This window comes from Streptomyces sp. NPDC007901, assembly GCF_042959465.1.
Classification (GTDB): domain Bacteria; phylum Actinomycetota; class Actinomycetes; order Streptomycetales; family Streptomycetaceae; genus Streptomyces.
Genome location: NZ_JBIBKW010000025.1, coordinates 86,576 through 101,536 on the forward strand (window position 1 = coordinate 86,576; position 14,961 = coordinate 101,536).

Genomic DNA, 14,961 nt, shown 5'->3' on the forward strand with positions numbered 1-14,961 from the left:
GTGGGGGCTGGGTCGCGCCCACGCGGCGGAGCCGCAGTGTCGACACAGCCCCGCGCCCCTGACGGGGCGCTGTCACCACGTCGGCCGAGCGGACACCCCGCCGTCCACCACCAAATTGTGACCGCTGATCCAGGACGCGAGCGGCGATGCCAGGAAGACCACCGCGTTCGCCACGTCCTGGGGGGTGCCCAACCGGCCTGTCGGTACTGCCTCCTGCCATCTCCGCACCCCCTCCGGCCAGGACTCGCTCAGCCCCTCCCGGTCGATCAGGCCGGGGGAGACGGTGTTCACGCGGATGCCGAAGGGGCCGTACTCCAGGGCCGCCGCTCTCGCGTGCATGACCACCGCCGCCTTCGCCGCGCTGTAGTGGGCGTGGCCGGGGGCCGGGTGGGTGGCCTCAATGGAGGCGATGTGGGTGATCGTGCCGCCGTCGGGCTGGGTGCGCATGAGCTCGGCGGCGGCCTGGGTACAGGCGAAGACGCTGGTGAGGTCGGTGTCGACGACCGCGCGCCAGTCGGCCGCGGTCATGCCGGGCAGGGGCTGTACGGGCTGTACGGCCGCGTTGTTGACGAGGGCCGTCAGGCGGCCGCCGCCCCACTCCGCGGCCTCGCGGACGATGCGGTGGCAGGTCTGCTCGTCGCCGAGGTCGCCCTGGACGACGATCGCCCGGTCGTCGCCGATGGCCGCGGCGGTCTCGCGCGCCGCCGCCACCGCCGTGCGGCAGTGCAGGACCACCGCCGCGCCCTCCGCCGCCAGGCGCCGGGCGATGGTCCGGCCGATGCCGCCGCTCGCGCCCGTGACCAGGGCGGTCTGTCCGTCCAGCAGGTGGGTCATGGGCGGCAGAGTTCCGTGATCCGGGCGGCCTCGGCGGGGTAACGCGCCGTGAGATGGGCCGCGTTCCCGTGTTCGTACCCCTCGTAGGTGAATCCGGGGGCCATGGTGCAGCCGAAGAGGGTCCAGGCGCCGGCGGCTGCCACCCGGGCGCCCACCCAGGTACCGGCCGGGACGGTGAGCTGGAGGTGCTGGCCGTGCCGTATGTCCGGGCCGAGGACGGGGCTGCGGGTGGTGCCGTCGGGGTCGAGGAGCAGGAGGCGGAGCGGGTCGCCGAGGTAGAAGTGCCAGATCTCGTCGGAGGGGAGGCGGTGCAGGGCCGAGTAGTCGTCGGTGGTGAGGAGGGCGACGATCGCGGTGCCCTCGGGGCGGCCGTCGGCGCGTTCGGGACCGGCCCAGGTGCGCCGGAACAGGCCGCCCTCGCGGGGGATCGGCTCCAGGTCGTAATGGGCGACGATGTCCTCAGGCGTCATCATCCGGGAAGGCTACCGCCCGGGTGAGAAAGGCCAGTTGAGCGTGCTTTTCCGGCAGGTGGACGTCCGGGATGTCGATCTCGGGGAGGACGACGGCCGGGCCGGGCGTGAAGCCCTGGCGCCGGAAGCGGGCGATCGCCTTCTCGTTGCGCACGTCCGGGTCCACGACGATGCGACGGCGGCCGAGGGTACGCAGCGCGTACGCCGTGAAGGTGCCGAGAAGTGCCTCCGACCAGCCCGGGCGGGGGCCTTCGGCGCCGGGCGGGGCGAGGAGGACATGGATGCCGATGTCGCCGGGGCGGACGTCGTAGCAATCGCTCACGCGGTCGGCCGTCGGCTCGTACGTCTGGAGGAGCGCGACCGGGGTGCCGTCCTGCTCGGCGAGGTAGGCGTGGTGGGTGTCGAGGGTGGCCATGTGGGCGTAGACCTCGGCGACCTGGGGGCGGGTGAGGCCGGTCATGCCCCAGAAGACGGCGCGTTCCTCGCTGACCCAGGTGTGGACGACGGCGGAGTCGTGCGCCGGGTCGAGGGGCCGGAGCCGGACGGTGCCGAAGCCGTCCACCGCTTCCTCGTGGACGGAGGTGTGAAGGTGCGGCTGCGTCTGCTCAGGCATCGGTGTTCTCCACGAGTTCCAGGTGGTCCCAGTCGGTGCTGACGGGGGCGAGTTCTCCCTTGAGCCACAAGGGGAGTTGGTCGGTGTGGTGCGGTGTGCCGGGGACGCCGTCGGAGCCGAGCGGGACCACCCAGAGGCTGTGGTCGCGGTCGGCCAGGTCCCAGACGTAGCGGGCGGCCGGGCCACGCGCGGAGAGGTCGGTGAGACCGGGGACGGCGGAGGTGCACAGCACACAGTCGTGGTCGCCGGACAGGGCCGGTCCTTCGTACGACGGCTCGGGCAGCGCCTGCCAGGGGGCGAGGCGGTGGGTGTCGCCCCAGGTGCCGGTGGGCCCGTCGGCCGCGACGTCCTCCAGGGCGGCGCGGACGGCGCTGGGGCGGTCGATGCCGTACAACTCCTCGGCCCGCAGCAGGTGTTCGAGGGCGAAGGCGATACGGGGGGTGAGGGCCAGCCAGGGGAGCAGGACCTCGGGGTACGCGGGGGGTTCGGTGAGGGCGGCGAAGGCGGGGTGCGCGGCGAGGTGTCGTACGACCGCGGTGCGTACGGCCGCGTAGACCGCGGCGTCGGTGCTGTCGGCGTCCATCCGGCGGTCCCAGGCGAGGAGGCGGTCGCGGAGCCGGGTGGCCTCGGGGGTGAGGTCGTCCAGGGCGGCCAGGTGGTCCAGGAGGGGGGCGGCGGAGGCGAGATGGGTGTCCATGTGGATCGCGGGCAGGTCGGCGGCGGACCAGGTACGGCGCTCGTCGAGGAGGGCGCGGATGCGGTCGGCGCGGTGCGGCGGGGCGAACTCGACGCCGAGGGGGGTGGCCGGGCCGCGCTGGTTCGCCATCACGGCGGCGCCGTCCGTGAGTTCGCCGTACGGCGTCTCGTGCCAGCCGTGCCATGCGTGGCCGGGGAGCCAGGCGGGGGCGAGACGGGTGCGGTTGGTGCGGGAGCGGACGGGGACGCGGCCGGCGACGCGGTGCAGGGTGCCTCCGGCGGTGTCGGCGGCGTGGACGACGTTGACGGGCTCGGCCCAGGCGTCGAAGGCCCGGTCGACGTCGGTGACGTGGCGGGCGCGGAGGAGGGGGAGGAGGGCGCTGAAGCCGAGGTCGTGGGTGACGCGGGGTGGGTAGCGCAACGCCAGCGCCTCGGCTTCGCCTTCGGTGGATGTTCTCCCACCCGCACCGCCGGTGCGGCTTTCGTTGTCGGGTGCGGGTGGCCCCTGCGGGGGTGCGGCGCCGTCGGCGGCTGCCGGTGCGTGGGCAGCCGGTGCGTGGGCAGTCGCAGCCGCTTCGGTGATCACCGGCCCCCGGGGCGTTTCCAGGAGTTCGATCCGCAGGGCGGGCCGCCCCGCTATCTCCACCGTCTCCGTGTGGCGTTCGGTCTCGGTCCACACGCCGTCCGGGCCCAGCGCGGCCACCGCTCCCGTCTCCGTGCGGCGCAGCCGTTCCCGGTAGAGGTCCTGATAGTCGGCCATGGCGTTGGTGATGGACCAGGCGACCGTGCCCGTGTGGGCGAAGTGGGCGATGCCGGGGACGCCCGGGACCGCGAGGCCGAGCACGTCGAACTCCGGGCAGGAGAGACGGATCTGCTGGTAGACGCCGGGGGACTCGATGAAGCGGTGGGGGTCGCCGGCGAGCAGGGCGTGGCCGGTGGTGGTTCGGGAGCCCGCGAGCAGCCAGCCGTTGCTGCCCACGGTGGTGGGACCGTCCGTGGCGAAGAGGGGGACCGCCTCCTCGCCTAGGTGCCGGATCGCCTCCTCGCGCCACAGCTTGGCCGGGAAGCCGGCGAACAGGATGTGGGTGGCCAGCCAGATGCCGAGGGGGTGCCAGGGCTCCCAGGTGCCGGGGGTCAGGCCGGTGCGGGCGAACTCGGGCGTGCGGGCGGCACCGGCCGCCAGTGCCTCGTTGACGCCGGCCACGTACGCCCGTACCCAGTCCGCCGTCTCGGGGTCCTGTCTCTCCAGCGCCTCGAAGCAGCGCCTCGCGGTGTCCGCCAGGCGGGCCCGGCGGGCGAAGACGTCCCAGGCGACGGCCGGGGAGCCGAGGAAGGAGGCCGAGGTGCCCTGCGCCCTGTGCCGTTCCACCTCCAGCTGCCAGGCCCGGTCGTGGGCCGTGACCCGGCCCTGCGCGCGGGCGAGTTCGCTCGCGTCGGCCGCCCGGAGGTGCGGGATGCCCCAGGCGTCGCGGTACGTCTCGATGGTCACCCGGTGACCCCCCTTGTCTGAGGTTAGGCTTGCCTAAGCTGAATCGTGCAGGAATCGTACGTGAGGGGTGAGAGAGCGGAGGAGGGCGGGCCTTGGCGAGTGCGCGAGGCCGGGCCAGGCCGCGCGGGACCGCGCGGGACCGGTCCGGGCGCGGGATCATCGGTCCATGGACGCCAATGCCGACACCCCCGCCCTGCATCTCGCCCAGGATCCCGAGGCCGACGAACTCCTCAGCCGCAGCAGGCTCGCCGCGCTCACCGGCATGCTGCTCGACCAGCAGGTGCCGATGGAGTGGGCGTTCAAGGGGCCCGCCACCATCGCGCACCGCATGGGCACGGACGATCTGGACGCGCACGAGATCGCCGCCCAGGATCCGGAGGCCTTCGCCGCGCTGCTCTCCGAGAAGCCGGCGGTGCACCGCTACCCCGGTTCCATGGCCAAGAGGATCCAGCAGCTGTGCCAGTACCTCGTCGAGCACTACGACGGTGACGCCGAAAACGTCTGGCGCGGTGTCGGGACCGGGGCGGAGCTGCTGAAGCGGCTCCAGGAACTGCCCGGATTCGGGAAGCAGAAGGCGCAGATCTTCCTGGCGCTGCTGGGCAAGCAGCTGGGGGTGACGCCGCAGGGGTGGCGGGAGGCCGCGGGGGCGTACGGGGAGGCGGAGTCGTTCCGTTCGGTGGCCGACATCACCGGGCCCGAGTCGCTGGCGAAGGTGCGGGCGCACAAGCAGGAGATGAAGGCGGCGGCGAAGGCGGCGAAGGCCGGGGGGAAGTGACCCCGAGGCTCATCCCTTCACCCGGTCGGCCTCTCCCTGCTGGCACGCCCGACCCCGCCGGTCTCAGCTGGAGACATGACCGAGCCTCCCAGCACCGGGCCCGCCGACGACGACCGCAAGGTGCACGCCGGCGGTGTCCGGCATGAGTCCGAACCGCCCTTCGAAGGGCCGTTGCACGCCCTCGCGCAAGCCGCCTGGCAGACCGTTCTGCTCACCGGGATCGCCTCGCTGATCCTCGGCGTCCTGGTGCTCGTCTGGCCGGGTGCCTCGCTGCTCGCGGCCGGTGTGCTCTTCGGCATCTACCTGGTGGTCAGCGGCATCTTCCAGCTGGTGGCCGCCTTCGGCACCCACAAGGCGACCTCGCTGCGCGTGCTGGCCTTCATCAGCGGCGCGCTGTCGATCCTGCTGGGCCTGTTCTGCTTCCGCGGCCCGCTGGAGTCGATCCTGCTGCTCGCCCTGTGGATCGGGATCGGCTGGCTGATCCGCGGGATCACCCAGACCATCGCCGCCGTGCACGACCCCGCGATGCCCGCCCGGGGATGGATGATCTTCCTCGGCATCGTCACGTTCATCGCCGGCGTCGTGCTGATCGTCTCGCCGTTCAAGTCGGTCGCCGTGCTGACACTGGTCGCCGGTATCTGGCTGGTCGTCGTCGGCATCGTGGAGATCATCGCCTCGTTCGGCATCCGCGGCCGGGCCCAGCACATCCCGCGGGCCGTGTGAACGGCGTCAACCCGGCGCCTCACCGGTACGCCGAGCGAGCGGATCTCGCGCCCGGCGCGCTGAACACCGGCCGCCGCGCGGGGAGATGACCGTCATGAGCAGCAGCCCCGCAGCCAGGCGTCGCCCGCAGCCGGGTCACGCCTGGCTGCGGGCGCTCGTGCTGCTGCTCGCCCTGCTGCTGGCCGCCGTCCCGACGGCCGCCGAGGCGCTGACCGCGACCGCCCCGGCCGTCTCGGCCGAGACCGTCGAGCACGACGTCCTCCACACTCCGCTACGACCGCCCGCCCGCGCCGTCCACCGCGCCGACGTACCCCAGCGCCTCGCGCCTCTCCCCGGTCCGGCGCCCGCCGGCCCGGCCGATCGCGGCCTGCGGCTCCACGCGACGGCACCGTGTCCGCCGTACGCCATGCCCTTCCTGCGCACCGTGGTCCTGCGCTGCTGACCGACCGTCCGGCCCCGCACTCCCCCAGGCCAGTCGGCTCTCCCTCCGTCAGCTCTACGCAAGGAACACAGTCATGTCCTCAGACCCGTACGCGGTCCTGCGCGCCCTGTTGCGTGCCGAAGCCGTCCGCAGCACGCCCAAGCCGGAGGTGAAGGCGGCTCAGCCGCCACGGCCGCGGCCCCAGGACCAGAAGCACGGTTGACCCCTGAGGCGGAGGTGGGCCGGGGTCGTCCGGCTCACCTCCGCCGGCGCGCCGTACCGAACAGGGACCGGGTGATCTCACGGCCGAGCTGTGTGCCCACCGACCGGGCGAGCGACTTGAACATCCCGCTGCCGACCACCTGTTCGACCAGCGACGGCTCTTCCCTCCGGGCCTTCTGGGCCTTCCGGCTCGGGGCCTCGGCGGCGGCCTCGGGTTCGGCGGCCGGGGTCCGCTGGAGCCTCTCGTACGCCGACTCGCGGTCCACAGCCTGTGCATAACGCCCGTAGAGCGCGGAGGCCCGGACCGCCGCGTCGAGTTCCGCCGCGTCGACCGGCCCCATCAGCGACTCGGGGGCGCGCAGCCGTGTCGCCGCGACCGGTGTCGGGGCGCCGTCCTCGCTGAGCACGGTGACCACGGCCTCGCCGGTGCCGAGCCCGGTGAGCAGCTCCTCGAGGTCGTACGACGACTTCGGGAAGGTCTGCACGGTAGCCCGGAGCGCCTTCTGGTCCTCGGGGGTGAAGGCCCGGAGCGCGTGCTGGACACGGTTGCCGAGCTGGCCGAGGACGTCGGACGGTACGTCCTTCGGGGTCTGCGTCACGAAGAAGACGCCGACTCCTTTCGAGCGAATCAGGCGCACGGTCTGCGTGATCGATTCGAGGAACGCCTTCGACGCGTCGTTGAAGAGCAGGTGCGCCTCGTCGAAGAAGAAGACCAGCTTCGGCTTGTCGGCGTCGCCGATCTCGGGGAGGTCGTGGAAGAGGTCGGCGAGCAGCCACATCAGGAAGGTGGAGAAGAGGAGGGGCTTGTCCTGGACGGCGGGGAGTTCCAGGACCGAGACGACACCGCGCCCGTCCGGTGCCGTACGCAGGAGGTCGGCCGTGTCGAACTCCGGCTCGCCGAAGAAGTCCGCCATGCCCTGCGCCTCGAAGGCGGTGAGGGAGCGGAGGATGACGCCGGCGGTGGCCGTGGACAGCCCGCCGATGTTCCTCAGCTCGGGCCGGCCCTCGTCGGAGGTGAGGAAGGCGACCACCGCCCGCAGGTCCTTGAGGTCGATCAGCTCCAGGCCCTTGGTGTCGGCGTAGTGGAAGATCAGGCCGAGGGACTGCTCCTGGGTCTGGTTGAGCCCGAGGACCTTCGACAGCAGCACCGGTCCGAAGCTGGTGATCGTGGCGCGGACGGGAACGCCGTGGCCGAGGCCGCCGAGCGCGAGGAACTCGGCCGGGAAGCCGGTCGCCGTCCAGTCCTGCCCGACCTCGCCCGCCCTCCCCCGGACCCGTTCGCCCGCCTGCCCGGGGCGGGCGATCCCGGACAGGTCGCCCTTGACGTCCGCCAGGAACACCGGGACGCCCTGCGCCGAGAGCTGCTCGGCGATCAGCTGGAGCGTCTTGGTCTTGCCGGTGCCGGTGGCGCCGGCGACCAGGCCGTGGCGGTTGAGCATGGGGAGGGGGATGCGGACCTGGGCGTCGGAACGGCACCGCCCGTCCCGGAGCAGGGCACCGAGGTCCAGCGCCTGACCGGTGAAGGCGTACCCGGCGGCGATCGCGGCGACCTCGGCGTCCGCTTCGGGGGGCTTGTCACCGGCATCCCCGGCACTCATCATCGGACCCCTTGTTCCCGTTCCGCCTCTTTGTCTATCTTTACGGCGTCTTTTCCAGCGTCGCACTCGGTCGCCATGGCTGCGCCCGGAACGTCAGGACCGGTAGGCTTTCCGTGTGATCTTCAAGCGCATCGGAAACGGCCGGCCGTACCCCGACCACGGCCGGGAGAGCACCCGGCAGTGGGCGGACGTCGCACCGCGCCCGGTCCGCCTCGATCAGCTCGTGACGACCAAGGGGCAGCTCGACCTGGAGACCCTGCTCGCCGAGGACTCGACGTTCTACGGCGACCTCTTCGCGCACGTCGTGAAGTGGCAGGGCGACCTGTACCTGGAGGACGGGCTGCACCGCGCGGTCCGCGCCGCCCTCCAGCAGCGCCAGGTGCTGCACGCACGCGTGCTCGAACTCGACTGAGCCGCCCGGGGATCCACCCGGACACCCTGTCGCCACCCGCCGTTCCGCGCCGGTTGCCCCTTTCGGGTTGGACCGCGCACCGTCGGATGATCATCTATTAGTCAACGCACCCGTGGCGCACTACGCTGCGCTCATGAGCATGCTGACTCCCCCCGGCATGGGCGGCCAGTACCGGATCACAGGGGACAAATACCCTCGCATGCGCCCGCGCCGGCGGCGTGCCCGGCTGGCCCTCTCCGTGGTCGCCTCCGTCACCGCGCTCGGCCTGGTCGGCTGGGGCACCCTGCAGCTCATCGACGTCTTCACGGGCGGCGGCGGGACGGCCTCGGCGGCCGGCTCGGCGGGCGACTGTGTGAAGCACGCCGTCGCGAGCGCGAGTCCCGCGGCCGGGGCGACGGCGGCGGCGCTGCCGAAACCGGCCCAGATCACGGTGAACGTCTACAACGCCACGACCCGCGCGGGCCTGGCCAAGGACACCGCGGACGAGCTGAAGAAGCGCGGCTTCAAGATCGGCGACGTCGGCAACGCGCCGGCCAGGTTCGACCAGAAGATCAAGGGCACGGCGATACTGCTCGGCCCGGCCACCGCGCTGAAGACCTCGCTCCCGGTACTGGCCACCCAGCTGACAGCGGCCGACCAGCGCACGGAGGCGGGCCGCAAGGGCGCCGCCGTGGACCTCATCATCGGCAACGCGTTCAAGACCCTGACGCCACAGGCGACCGCCGCGAAGGCGATCACGGCCCTGTCCGACCCCCAGCCGAAGGCGTCGAAGAAGACCTGCTGAGGGCTGGGCACCGCCGAACACCGCCGCCGTGGCCGGCCGCCGTGGCGGCGGTCAAGGACTCAGAGACGGTCACAACTGCAGCGCCCTGCGGTGCGGCGCCCCCCAAGGGGCGCGGGGCCGCATTCGCCATGCGGCCACCGCCGCGTGGGCGCGACCAGCCACGACGAACCCGCAGCCGCCACCCGACCGCCCCCCTACGGCGCCACGGCGAACGACCGCCGGGCACCATCGCGGCGGACCGAGGGTTCGCGACTCGCCCCGGAGACTCGCCCCGGAGAACGGAGAACGGAGAACGAGAAGTCCGTTACTCCGCCGCGCCGTAAAGCCGGTCGCCCGCGTCGCCCAGCCCCGGCACGATGTACCCGTGCTCGTTCAGGTGGTCGTCCACCGCCGCCGTCACGACCGTGACCGGCGTGCCCGCGAGCTCGCGCTCCATGACCTCGACGCCCTCCGGCGCGGCCAGCAGGACCACCGCCGTCACGTCGTCCGCGCCGCGCCGGATGAGCTCGCGGATCGCCGCGACCAGGGTGCCGCCCGTGGCCAGCATCGGGTCCAGGACGTACACCTGGCGCCCGGAGAGGTCCTCCGGCATCCGTGAGGCGTACGTGGACGCCTGCAGCGTCTCCTCGTTGCGGATCATGCCCAGGAAGCCCACCTCGGCGGTCGGCAGCAGCCGGACCATGCCGTCCAGCATGCCGAGCCCGGCCCGCAGGATCGGCACCACCAGCGGGCGCGGGCGGGCGAGCTTGACGCCGGTCGTGGCGGCGACCGGGGTCTGGATGTCGACGGCCTCGGTCCGCACGTCCCGGGTCGCCTCGTAGGCGAGCAGGGTGACCAGTTCGTCGGCGAGCCGCCGGAACGTCGCGGAGTCGGTGCGCTGGTCGCGCAGCGTGGTGAGCTTGTGGGCGACCAGAGGGTGGTCGACGACGTGGAGACGCATGTCCACAACAGTAACCGTGCCCGGCCGCCCTTCGCGCTGGCCCGCGCTGGCCCGTCCTGGCATCAAACCCCCCGTCCGGGGGAAAGTGGGAGTGACGGACGGGGGTGGTGGGACCGTGCCAGAGCCGCCTGAGGTGCCCGAGCCGCCCGAGCGGCCTGATCGCGCGTACGGCGCGCCCGAGGGCGAGACGGACGCCGAGCGGCGCCGCCGCCGGGCCCTGTTCCTGCGCGAGCTCGCCGAGGCGCGGGCGCTGCGCGACCGGGTCCAGCCCCGCCGCGCCAAGACCGCCCGGCTGCGGCACGCCCTGCGTATGCGGACCTTCCGCTGGTAAGAGCCGGTAACGCGGTAAGACACGGTAAGAGTCGTAAAGCTGATCCTTCGGCAAAGATCCACTGCTTGTGGCGCGTTGCGGTCCGTCACGGGGAAGGCCGTGCGTGGGCCGCGGGAAAATCCGCGTACGATCCGCAGGTGGCGGCGACGAGTGCGCTGGTGAGTCCGTTCGCGGACACATGAACGCCTCTTTGCATACGTGCGATCAAAACTGCCAGACACAGGGAGCCGAAGACGTCCCCTGAACGCCTTGTTTCTGCCACGATTCCGAGTGGGTGGGGCTCGGAGCACAGCTCTCCCCGCCCAGAACCTCCGCCGGGGGGACCCCCAACCGGCACGCCTAAGACCAGTGGGAGAGTCACGGTGTACTTCGCCGCACTGCTCGCGCGCACCGAAGACGGGTGGGAAGCGAGCGACACAGAGCTCGACGATGTGGAGACCCTGTCGGACCTGGCCGACCTGGCCCGGGAATCGGCCTCGGAGGCCGACGACACGGTGCTCGTCTTCATCGAGCAGGAAGACGCTTGGTTCGGCGTCGTGCGCGTCGACGGCGAGGAGGACCCCCGGGTCTTCGTCTCCAACGCCGCAGCCGCCGCCCGCAGCTCGTACGGCGAGCTCCTGCTCACCGACGAAATGCTCGGAAGGGAGCCCAAGGACGACGCCGACGACCTGGACGCCCTCGACCTCGACGGCACCGAGGACGGTGAGCCGGAGACGGAAGTGGACGACGACCCGGACAACTCCGCCGTGCCGGCCGGCCCGGTCGGCGACGCCGCGATCCTGGACGACCTGGGCGTGAGCGCCAAGGAGCTGCTCACCCTGGACGAGGACGCGCTCGGCGAGATCGCCGAGGCCCTGGGCGCCTCGGACGTCCTGGAGACCGTCCGCTGACCCTCCACGAGGCACCTGGGTCCCCCGACCCGGTACGCGACCGCTGGCGGGCCGCGATGCGGCTCGCCCTGGACGAGGCCGGACAGGCCGTCCGGGGCGGGGACGTCCCCGTCGGCGCCGTCGTACTGTCCCGGGACGGTACGACGGTCCTCGCGACCGGTCACAACGAACGCGAGGCCACCGCCGACCCCACCGCGCACGCCGAGGTGCTCGCCCTGCGCCGGGCGGCCGCGGCCCTCGGGGAGTGGCGGCTCACCGGCTGCACCCTCGTGGTCACACTGGAGCCCTGCACGATGTGCGCGGGTGCCCTGGTCCAGTCCAGGGTGGACCGGGTCGTCTACGGCGCCCGGGACGACAAGGCCGGAGCCGCCGGCTCGCTCTGGGACGTCGTACGGGACCGGCGCCTGAACCACCGCCCCGAGGTCGTCGAGGGCGTCCTGGCGGAGGAGTCCGCCCGCCTCCTCACGGATTTCTTCCGCGACCGCTGAGGCGTGCCTCCGAGCCCCCGAATACCGATTTCAGAGCACGGCCCCCCGTGCTGTAAGGTCTCCCTCGGTAGCGTGTCCGAGCGGCCGAAGGAGCTCGCCTCGAAAGCGAGTGTGGCGCAAGTCACCGAGGGTTCAAATCCCTCCGCTACCGCTTCGAGAAAGGGCCCCGTCGAAAGACGGGGCCCTTTCCGCGTTCCGGTATTCGGGAGAACGGTGGTGATCTCCGGGACGACGGCGATCTCCGGAAAACGGGGGCTTTCGATCCGGCCACGCGCCCCCGAACGCGCCCCGGTGGGCGGCAAAGGGCTTCGACCAGCGGGGCGTTGGCCCTCAAGGGGGGCGTGAAGGTTACACTCGCGCCCGGCAGAGAGCGCAGAGGGTACGCAGACACGCCGGCTGAGGCGGGCACAGGGGAGGCCGCGGTGGCGGTGAATGCCAAGAAGATCGCCACGTACGTGCTCGTGGTCTTCGCGCTGTACGTGATCATCACGGATCCGGCCAAGGCGGCCGACTACGTCCAGATAGGCTTCGAGGGCATATCGGACGCGGCCAAGGCCATCGGGCAGTTCATGACCTGGCTCGTGAACGGAGCCAAGTAGCGCACCCCCATCAGGAGCATCGATGATCCGCCATCTGGTTCTTTTCAAGCTCAACGACGGCGTCGGGCGCGACGATCCGCGCGTCGTCGCGGGTGCCGAGGCGTTCTTCGCGCTCGGCGACCAGATCGAGGAGCTGCGCTCCTGGGAGTGCGCCTGGAACATCACCGACCGGCCCATCGCGTACGACTTCGCGATCAACTCGGCGGTCGAGGACACGGACGCGCTGAAGCGGTACGTGGAGCACCCGGCCCACCAGGCCGCCGCGGGGCAGTGGCGGGAGTTCGCCACGTGGGTGATCGCCGACTACGAGTTCTGAGCGGCCCGCCCGCTTCGGAGCACGGCCCCCCGCCGGGAACGGCGGGGGGCTTTTGCGCGCCTTATGCCTCAACTTGCCCGCATTTATTCCGACTCGCGCTCAACACGACGTTATGGGGTGCTTGCACACAGTGCACATGTCTTGTGATGCTATGACCGCTTTTGACGGATGATTGACCGATGAAGAGGTGGCGTTGACCGTGTCGGCCAGTTCTGCGCCGCCCCAGGAAGAGGCGCCCGCCCCCACCCAGACCGCCGTCCAGACCGCCGTCCAAGCGCCCGCTCAGGGCCCCGCACCGGCCCCCGAGAAGCGGCGGGGCGCCGACACCCGGGCACTGACCCAGGTGCTCTTCGGCCAGCTCAAGGAGCTCAAGCCGGGCACGCCGGAGCACAACCGGGTGCGCGCGGCGCTCATCGAGGCGAACCTCCCGCTCGTGCGCTACGCGGCCGCCCGTTTCCGCTCCCGCAACGAGCCGATGGAGGACGTCGTCCAGGTCGGCACCATCGGTCTGATCAACGCCATCGACCGCTTCGACCCGGACCGGGGCGTGCAGTTCCCGACCTTCGCGATGCCGACCGTCGTCGGCGAGATCAAGCGCTACTTCCGGGACAACGTCCGCACCGTGCACGTACCGCGCCGGCTGCACGAGCTGTGGGTCCAGGTCAACAGCGCGACCGAGGACCTGACCACCGCCTTCGGCCGCTCCCCCTCCACCGCCGAGATCGCCGAGCGGCTGCGCATCAGCGAGGAGGAGGTGCTATCCTGCATCGAGGCCGGCCGGTCGTACCACGCGACCTCCCTGGAGGCCGCCCAGGAGGGCGACGGCCTGCCGGGGCTGCTGGACCGCATCGGCTACGAGGACCCGGCCCTGGACGGCGTGGAACACCGCGACCTGGTCCGCCACCTCCTGGTCCAACTCCCCGAACGGGAACAGCGGATCCTGCTGCTGCGCTACTACAGCAACCTCACCCAGTCCCAGATCAGCGCGGAGCTCGGCGTCTCCCAGATGCACGTCTCCCGCCTCCTCGCCCGCAGCTTCCAGCGCCTGCGCTCGGCGAACCGCATCGAGGCCTGACCCCGCGCCCGCACCGCGCCCGAAGGGCCCGTTACCGGTCCGAGACCCGCCCCGGGCGACTTGGTACGACCGTAACCGCGCACAGGATCGAGCCATCACCGGCGCGAGCGAATCGCTCACCAGCGCACTTCCCGACAGTTGAGGGTCGAAAAAGCGACAGACCCCCTGCATCCAGGGCGGATTCACTTCTTACGTGTCGACATGTCACTACAGCGTGTTGCCGACATGTGACATTCTGCCGGAAGCGCGTTTGCCGGGGCCCCGGCTCCGGTATTCAGGTGAAGGCGCGGTTCCTCCCAGGGAACGCCGCCGCGACCGTCCCGCGACCCAAAGGGGGTGGCATGTCCGCAGACCAGGGCAGCTCGAAGGTGCTCACGCCCACGCCCAGCGAGGCAGCGCCCAAGGAGCTCGACGCCATCGACGTGCTCGACAGCATCGACGGCGCTCCGGCGCTGGAGGCTCCGCCGGCCCAGGAAGTTCCGGCCGTCTCGGAGAGCCTCGACACCCGCACCCTGTCCCGCTCCCTGTTCCTGCGCCTTGCCGCACTCGAAGAGGACAGCCCCGAGCGTGCCTACGTCCGGGACACCCTGATCGAACTCAACCTCCCCCTCGTGCGCTACGCGGCGGCCCGCTTCCGCAGCCGCAACGAGCCGATGGAGGACATCGTCCAGGTCGGCACCATCGGCCTGATCAAGGCGATCGACCGCTTCGACTGCGAACGGGGCGTGGAGTTCCCGACGTTCGCGATGCCGACCGTCGTCGGCGAGATCAAGCGGTTCTTCCGGGACACCTCCTGGTCGGTGCGCGTCCCGCGCCGCCTCCAGGAGCTGCGGCTGGCCCTCACCAAGGCCAGCGACGAGCTCTCCCAGAAGCTGGACCGCTCTCCGACGGTTCCCGAACTCGCCGCCGTCCTCGGCGTCTCCGAGGAGGACGTCGTCGACGGCCTCGCCGTCGGCAACGCGTACACCGCCTCCTCCCTCGACTCCCCGGCCCCCGAGGACGACGGCGGCGAGGGCTCCCTGGCCGACCGCCTCGGCTACGAGGACACGGCCCTGGAGGGCGTCGAGTACCGCGAGTCGCTGAAGCCGCTCCTGGCCAAGCTCCCGCCGCGCGAGCGCCGGATCATCATGCTGCGCTTCTTCGCGAACATGACCCAGTCCCAGATCGGCGAGGAGGTCGGCATCTCCCAGATGCACGTCTCCCGCCTGCTGACCCGCACCCTGGCCCAGCTCCGCGAGGGCCTGATCTCGGACTGAACCGCTCCCGCTCCTCCGGGTTCCGCACC

The 14,961-nt window shown here is 71.8% G+C and carries 19 protein-coding genes and 1 tRNA gene; 14 read left to right on the forward strand and 6 right to left on the reverse strand.

Annotation, left to right across the window (positions count from 1 at the left end; all coding sequences use genetic code 11):
• Positions 1-72: 72 nt before the first annotated feature.
• The 4 genes from ACFZDK_RS47305 to ACFZDK_RS47320 are packed head-to-tail and all read right to left on the reverse strand — an operon-like array spanning position 73 to position 4,102.
• Complete coding sequence (locus tag ACFZDK_RS47305) at positions 73-834, reverse strand: glucose 1-dehydrogenase (RefSeq protein WP_390983128.1); 762 nt, start codon at positions 832-834, stop codon at positions 73-75.
• Positions 831-1,304 (reverse strand): cupin domain-containing protein, encoded by a 474-nt coding sequence (locus ACFZDK_RS47310; protein ID WP_390983237.1) that lies wholly within the window; start codon positions 1,302-1,304, stop codon positions 831-833. Before ACFZDK_RS47310 ends, ACFZDK_RS47305 begins: the two co-directional genes overlap by 4 nt.
• Positions 1,294-1,917 (reverse strand): GNAT family N-acetyltransferase, encoded by a 624-nt coding sequence (locus ACFZDK_RS47315; protein ID WP_390983131.1) that lies wholly within the window; start codon positions 1,915-1,917, stop codon positions 1,294-1,296. The genes ACFZDK_RS47310 and ACFZDK_RS47315 overlap by 11 nt, the downstream gene beginning before the upstream one ends.
• Entirely contained in the window at positions 1,910-4,102 is a 2,193-nt protein-coding gene (locus ACFZDK_RS47320; RefSeq protein WP_390983134.1) for a penicillin acylase family protein, read from the reverse strand. Before ACFZDK_RS47320 ends, ACFZDK_RS47315 begins: the two co-directional genes overlap by 8 nt.
• Before the next feature lie 166 nt (positions 4,103-4,268).
• Here ACFZDK_RS47320 and ACFZDK_RS47325 point away from each other — a divergent pair, with 166 nt between their 5' ends.
• The 4 genes from ACFZDK_RS47325 (at position 4,269) to ACFZDK_RS47340 (ending at position 6,244) form a co-directional block, all read left to right on the forward strand.
• Entirely contained in the window at positions 4,269-4,877 is a 609-nt protein-coding gene (locus ACFZDK_RS47325) for an HhH-GPD-type base excision DNA repair protein (RefSeq protein ID WP_390983137.1), read from the forward strand.
• Between the two features lie 75 nt (positions 4,878-4,952).
• Positions 4,953-5,600, forward strand: a complete 648-nt coding sequence (locus ACFZDK_RS47330) for a DUF308 domain-containing protein (protein WP_390983140.1) — start codon at positions 4,953-4,955, stop codon at positions 5,598-5,600.
• A 94-nt stretch (positions 5,601-5,694) separates the two neighbouring features.
• Positions 5,695-6,042, forward strand: a complete 348-nt coding sequence (locus tag ACFZDK_RS47335) for a hypothetical protein (protein ID WP_390983143.1) — start codon at positions 5,695-5,697, stop codon at positions 6,040-6,042.
• A 73-nt stretch (positions 6,043-6,115) separates the two neighbouring features.
• The gene (locus ACFZDK_RS47340) at positions 6,116-6,244 is read left to right on the forward strand and encodes a hypothetical protein (protein WP_390983146.1); all 129 of its coding nucleotides are present in this window, start codon (positions 6,116-6,118) and stop codon (positions 6,242-6,244) included.
• Between the two features lie 34 nt (positions 6,245-6,278).
• On the opposite strand, the gene ACFZDK_RS47345 is transcribed toward ACFZDK_RS47340, so the two are convergent.
• Positions 6,279-7,841 carry a helicase HerA-like domain-containing protein gene (locus ACFZDK_RS47345; RefSeq protein ID WP_390983148.1) on the reverse strand — a complete coding sequence of 521 codons (1,563 nt, stop codon included), beginning with the start codon at positions 7,839-7,841 and terminating at the stop codon, positions 6,279-6,281.
• A gap of 115 nt (positions 7,842-7,956) precedes the next feature.
• On the opposite strand from ACFZDK_RS47345, the gene ACFZDK_RS47350 reads away from it, so the two are divergent.
• Both ACFZDK_RS47350 and ACFZDK_RS47355 read left to right on the forward strand, forming a co-directional pair.
• Positions 7,957-8,253 carry a type II toxin-antitoxin system VapB family antitoxin gene (locus ACFZDK_RS47350; protein ID WP_003999914.1) on the forward strand — a complete coding sequence of 99 codons (297 nt, stop codon included), beginning with the start codon at positions 7,957-7,959 and terminating at the stop codon, positions 8,251-8,253.
• Positions 8,254-8,386: 133 nt separating this feature from the next.
• Positions 8,387-9,037, forward strand: a complete 651-nt coding sequence (locus ACFZDK_RS47355) for a LytR C-terminal domain-containing protein (protein WP_390983151.1) — start codon at positions 8,387-8,389, stop codon at positions 9,035-9,037.
• Positions 9,038-9,341: 304 nt separating this feature from the next.
• Here ACFZDK_RS47355 and upp read toward each other — a convergent pair whose 3' ends face one another.
• Entirely contained in the window at positions 9,342-9,977 is a 636-nt protein-coding gene (gene upp / locus ACFZDK_RS47360) for a uracil phosphoribosyltransferase (protein WP_390983154.1), read from the reverse strand.
• 133 nt (positions 9,978-10,110) lie between these two features.
• Between upp and ACFZDK_RS47365 the strand changes: the two genes are divergently transcribed.
• The 8 genes from ACFZDK_RS47365 to ACFZDK_RS47400 all read left to right on the forward strand — a co-directional run bounded on the left by ACFZDK_RS47365 (position 10,111) and on the right by ACFZDK_RS47400 (position 14,932).
• Positions 10,111-10,308, forward strand: a complete 198-nt coding sequence (locus ACFZDK_RS47365; protein WP_390983239.1) for a hypothetical protein — start codon at positions 10,111-10,113, stop codon at positions 10,306-10,308.
• A 362-nt stretch (positions 10,309-10,670) separates the two neighbouring features.
• A complete protein-coding gene (locus ACFZDK_RS47370; RefSeq protein ID WP_390983156.1) occupies positions 10,671-11,198 on the forward strand; it encodes a hypothetical protein in 528 nt (175 codons plus the stop codon).
• Between the two features lie 56 nt (positions 11,199-11,254).
• The gene (tadA, locus tag ACFZDK_RS47375) at positions 11,255-11,686 is read left to right on the forward strand and encodes a tRNA adenosine(34) deaminase TadA (RefSeq protein ID WP_355713610.1); all 432 of its coding nucleotides are present in this window, start codon (positions 11,255-11,257) and stop codon (positions 11,684-11,686) included.
• Positions 11,687-11,752: 66 nt separating this feature from the next.
• A tRNA-Ser gene (locus tag ACFZDK_RS47380) sits at positions 11,753-11,837 on the forward strand.
• Positions 11,838-12,108: 271 nt separating this feature from the next.
• Positions 12,109-12,285 carry a hypothetical protein gene (locus ACFZDK_RS47385; protein ID WP_359211878.1) on the forward strand — a complete coding sequence of 59 codons (177 nt, stop codon included), beginning with the start codon at positions 12,109-12,111 and terminating at the stop codon, positions 12,283-12,285.
• A gap of 22 nt (positions 12,286-12,307) precedes the next feature.
• Entirely contained in the window at positions 12,308-12,601 is a 294-nt protein-coding gene (locus tag ACFZDK_RS47390; protein ID WP_390983160.1) for a Dabb family protein, read from the forward strand.
• A 193-nt stretch (positions 12,602-12,794) separates the two neighbouring features.
• On the forward strand, positions 12,795-13,676 hold the full coding sequence (locus ACFZDK_RS47395; protein WP_390983241.1) for a SigB/SigF/SigG family RNA polymerase sigma factor: 882 nt from the start codon (positions 12,795-12,797) through the stop codon (positions 13,674-13,676).
• Between the two features lie 341 nt (positions 13,677-14,017).
• Positions 14,018-14,932, forward strand: a complete 915-nt coding sequence (locus ACFZDK_RS47400) for a SigB/SigF/SigG family RNA polymerase sigma factor (protein ID WP_390983163.1) — start codon at positions 14,018-14,020, stop codon at positions 14,930-14,932.
• The last annotated feature ends 29 nt before the right edge of the window (positions 14,933-14,961 follow it).

Excerpts from the sequence above, each read along its gene's own strand:
- ACFZDK_RS47305 (WP_390983128.1), bottom strand. The coding sequence starts at position 834 with ATGACCCACCTGCTGGACGGACAGACCGCCCTGGTCACGGGCGCGAGC.
- ACFZDK_RS47310 (WP_390983237.1), bottom strand. The coding sequence starts at position 1,304 with ATGACGCCTGAGGACATCGTCGCCCATTACGACCTGGAGCCGATCCCC.
- ACFZDK_RS47315 (WP_390983131.1), bottom strand. The coding sequence starts at position 1,917 with ATGCCTGAGCAGACGCAGCCGCACCTTCACACCTCCGTCCACGAGGAA.
- ACFZDK_RS47325 (WP_390983137.1), top strand. The coding sequence starts at position 4,269 with ATGGACGCCAATGCCGACACCCCCGCCCTGCATCTCGCCCAGGATCCC.
- ACFZDK_RS47330 (WP_390983140.1), top strand. The coding sequence starts at position 4,953 with ATGACCGAGCCTCCCAGCACCGGGCCCGCCGACGACGACCGCAAGGTG.
- ACFZDK_RS47335 (WP_390983143.1), top strand. The coding sequence starts at position 5,695 with ATGAGCAGCAGCCCCGCAGCCAGGCGTCGCCCGCAGCCGGGTCACGCC.
- ACFZDK_RS47340 (WP_390983146.1), top strand. The coding sequence starts at position 6,116 with ATGTCCTCAGACCCGTACGCGGTCCTGCGCGCCCTGTTGCGTGCCGAA.
- ACFZDK_RS47345 (WP_390983148.1), bottom strand. The coding sequence starts at position 7,841 with ATGAGTGCCGGGGATGCCGGTGACAAGCCCCCCGAAGCGGACGCCGAG.
- ACFZDK_RS47355 (WP_390983151.1), top strand. The coding sequence starts at position 8,387 with ATGAGCATGCTGACTCCCCCCGGCATGGGCGGCCAGTACCGGATCACA.
- upp (WP_390983154.1), bottom strand. The coding sequence starts at position 9,977 with ATGCGTCTCCACGTCGTCGACCACCCTCTGGTCGCCCACAAGCTCACC.
- tadA (WP_355713610.1), top strand. The coding sequence starts at position 11,255 with ATGCGGCTCGCCCTGGACGAGGCCGGACAGGCCGTCCGGGGCGGGGAC.
- ACFZDK_RS47390 (WP_390983160.1), top strand. The coding sequence starts at position 12,308 with ATGATCCGCCATCTGGTTCTTTTCAAGCTCAACGACGGCGTCGGGCGC.
- ACFZDK_RS47400 (WP_390983163.1), top strand. The coding sequence starts at position 14,018 with ATGTCCGCAGACCAGGGCAGCTCGAAGGTGCTCACGCCCACGCCCAGC.